Origin of the sequence: Streptomyces sp. NPDC007162 (assembly GCF_040634175.1) — a bacterium.
In the GTDB taxonomy this organism is placed as follows: domain Bacteria; phylum Actinomycetota; class Actinomycetes; order Streptomycetales; family Streptomycetaceae; genus Streptomyces.
In genome coordinates this window covers 1-2723 of the sequence record NZ_JBEYFC010000820.1, presented here as the reverse complement: position 1 = coordinate 2723, position 2723 = coordinate 1, and the positions used below count along the sequence as shown (strand labels likewise).

The window sequence follows — 2723 nt, the reverse complement described above, 5'->3', positions numbered from 1 at the left end:
GGTACGTCAGCCAGTTCATGGTGCTGTACCCCGGGGACGTCATCAACACCGGGACGCCGGCGGGGGTGGCCATGGGGGCGCCGGAGCTTCTGCTGGTAGTCGGCGCCGGGGATGGTGTCGAGGACGGCCTTGACGTCGGACGTCTTGTTGAACGTGCTGACTATCTGCCTCTCGACCTTGTTGCTGGCGTCCCCGTAGACCAGAACGTGAATCTTGCCGTCGCTCGACGACTGGCCGTTGCCGCAGGCAGCCAGTGGGAACGCCAGGGCGAGCGTCGCACCACAGGCGACCAGTCTGGGCAAGCGCGCGCGTGTCTTCATCGTTGGAGCCCTTCGAAAGTTTCGGCCTCATTACCGAAAGTCAATGCGCTGGGGACACTAGGACAGGCCTAGGGCTCGGTCAACAGTCATGCACGCACACGCCCAAACCGATACGGGTATTGCCGCCTGTATCCTGCGAACATGGGCGAGGACGGCAAGATCGGCAGCAAGGTGACCCTGGCCGAGGTGGCGAGAGTTGCGGGCGTCTCGCTGCCGACAGTTTCGAAGGTGGTCAACGGTCGTTCGGACGTGTCCCGCGTGACCAGGGCCAAGGTGGAGCGAGCACTGGAGACCCGCGGCTACCGTCGCCGCCCCCGGAACCCAGCCCGGCCCGCCCTTCTTGAGCTGGTGTTCCACGAGCTGGAGAGCATCTGGGCGATGGAACTGGTCAAGGGGGTGGAGCAGGTCGCGCGGGAGAACCACGCGACCGTGGTCCTCACCGTGAGCGGCACGCGGCACGCGCCTGGACCGGAGTGGCTCGAAAGAGTGCTGAAAAGAAAGCCGTTGGGCGTCGTCCTGGTCTTCTCGACGCTTCCGCGCGACGTCAGGCAGCGGCTCAGGTCGGCGGCCGTCCCCTTCGTCGTCGTCGACCCCGCGGGCGACCCCGATCCCGACGTGCCGTCGGTGGGCTCGGCGAACTGGGCCGGCGGTCTCGCGGCCACCCGGCATCTCACGGCACAGAACCACCGGCGTATCGCGATCATCACCGGACCGGAGGACATGCTGTGCTCACGTGCGCGCCTCGACGGTTATCGTTCCGCCATGGCGATGGCGTCCCTGGACGTGGACCCGCGGCTCGTGCGGTTCGGCGACTTCCACGTGCAGGGCGGCTTCGACCACGCGATGAGCCTGCTGGACGGGCCGGACCGGCCGACGGCGATCTTCGCGGGCAGCGATCTCCAGGCGCTCGGCGTACTGGAGGCGGCCCGGCTCAGAGGACTGCGGGTACCGGAGGACCTGTCCGTGGTCGGGTACGACGACGTGCCCCTCGCGCAGTGGTCGAGCCCCCCGCTCACCACGGTGCACCAGCCTCTGCGACGCATGGCCGAGGAGGCGTCACGCATGCTGTTCGGTCCTGATGAATCCGGCAAAGCCGCCCAGCGCATCGAGCTGGCGACGCACTTGGTGGAACGACAAAGCACAGCACCGCCAAGTGAGTTGTGAGCAACCTACCGAGCCCACGGGACCGCGGGGGCGAGGGCCCTGTGCCGGCCGAGCGGCATGTCGAACGAGTCGGGTTCGGTTCACCCGGTACTCGGGACGGGCGGTGGGCCGACATGGCCTCGGCTCACCGCCCGCAGTCGCTCACGAGCCCAGGAGGGCGCGCAGTCCGGGTTGGAGGAGGTCGCCGTGGGCGGTGACCATGTCGTCGCACAGCCGCCAGATGTCCTCGACCGGCAGGGCCGCGGCCGTGGCGGGGTCGGTCATCGCCGCGTGCCTGATGTGCCGCGGGTCGTCCTCGACGGCCGCCCGCACCACCAGGTCGTTCGCGCTCAGATAGGTGCGGTTGAGCGCCGCGAGCTGGGGTGGGAGGGAGCCCACGCGGGTGGGCTGGACGCCCAGCGGGTCCACCAGGCACGGCACCTCGACGGTCCCGTGCGCGGGCAGGTTGTCGATCAGGCCGCGGTTGGGGACGTTGCCGTAGACCGTGCGCGGGGTGCCGGTCACCATGCTGTGGATGATCTGCGGCGCGTACTCCATCGTCCCCTCGACGGCGACCGGCGTCCCGGCGGCCAGCGCGTCGCGGGTCCTCTCGTACGTGGCGACGTTCTCGTCGACGATCTTGAGGTACTCGCCGATCGGCAGCCGCAGCCGCTCCACCTCGCTGTCGTGGTGCAGATACCAGGGCACGTACTCGGAGGAGTGCTCGCTGGTCTCCGTGGGGTAGTAGCCGAGTCGGCGGTACATGTCGACCCGGACCCTGCGACGCAACTGGTCGTCGGAGGCGATCAGTTCGTCCAGCTTCGGGTAGAGGCTCCGGCCCTGGTGCTCGAACCGCAGCACCCACGCCTGGTGGTTGACGCCCGCGGCGTGGTAACTGATCTCCTCGTAGGGCACCTTGACCAGATCCGCGAGGTCGCGCATCGTCCAGTACACCGAGTGGCACAGACCCACCACGCGGGTCAGGCCGGTGGCCTGCGTCAGGTACTGCACGTTCATGGCCATGGGGTTGGTGTAGTTCAGCAGCCAGGCCTGCGGGCAGACCTCGGTGATGTCCTGCCCCAGCTCCTTCAGGAACGGGAACGTGCGCAGGGCGCGGAAGATGCCGCCGATGCCGAGGGTGTCGCCGATCGTCTGCCGTACGCCGTGGCAGGCCTGGCGAAGGTCACGGGAATCGGTAAGGGTGCCCCTGTCCAGAGGGCTGACGCCAAGGACCTGGACGGTCTGACTCAGGGCATCGAC

The 2723-nt window shown here is 68.3% G+C and carries 2 protein-coding genes and 2 pseudogenes; 2 read left to right on the top strand and 2 right to left on the bottom strand.

The features are described 5' to 3' along the window. Positions 1 to 17 precede the first annotated feature (17 nt). Positions 18 to 86, top strand: a pseudogene (locus tag ABZ646_RS44435) (hypothetical protein); the annotation flags it as partial. Here ABZ646_RS44435 and ABZ646_RS44430 read toward each other — a convergent pair. Beyond that, a pseudogene (locus tag ABZ646_RS44430) lies at positions 81 to 320 on the bottom strand (sugar-binding protein); the annotation flags it as partial. The pseudogenes ABZ646_RS44435 and ABZ646_RS44430 overlap by 6 nt on opposite strands. Before the next feature lie 141 nt (positions 321 to 461). Between ABZ646_RS44430 and ABZ646_RS44425 the strand changes: the two are divergent. Next, complete coding sequence (locus ABZ646_RS44425) at positions 462 to 1484, top strand: LacI family DNA-binding transcriptional regulator (RefSeq protein ID WP_360532865.1); 1023 nt, start codon at positions 462 to 464, stop codon at positions 1482 to 1484. Positions 1485 to 1625: 141 nt separating this feature from the next. Here ABZ646_RS44425 and ABZ646_RS44420 read toward each other — a convergent pair. After that, a partial coding sequence (locus ABZ646_RS44420) for an alpha-glucosidase/alpha-galactosidase (RefSeq protein WP_360532862.1) occupies positions 1626 to 2723 on the bottom strand: 1098 nt, incomplete at its 5' end.

Coding starts and splice junctions, on each gene's coding strand:
- ABZ646_RS44425 (WP_360532865.1), top strand. CDS start 462: ATGGGCGAGGACGGCAAGATCGGCAGCAAGGTGACCCTGGCCGAGGTG.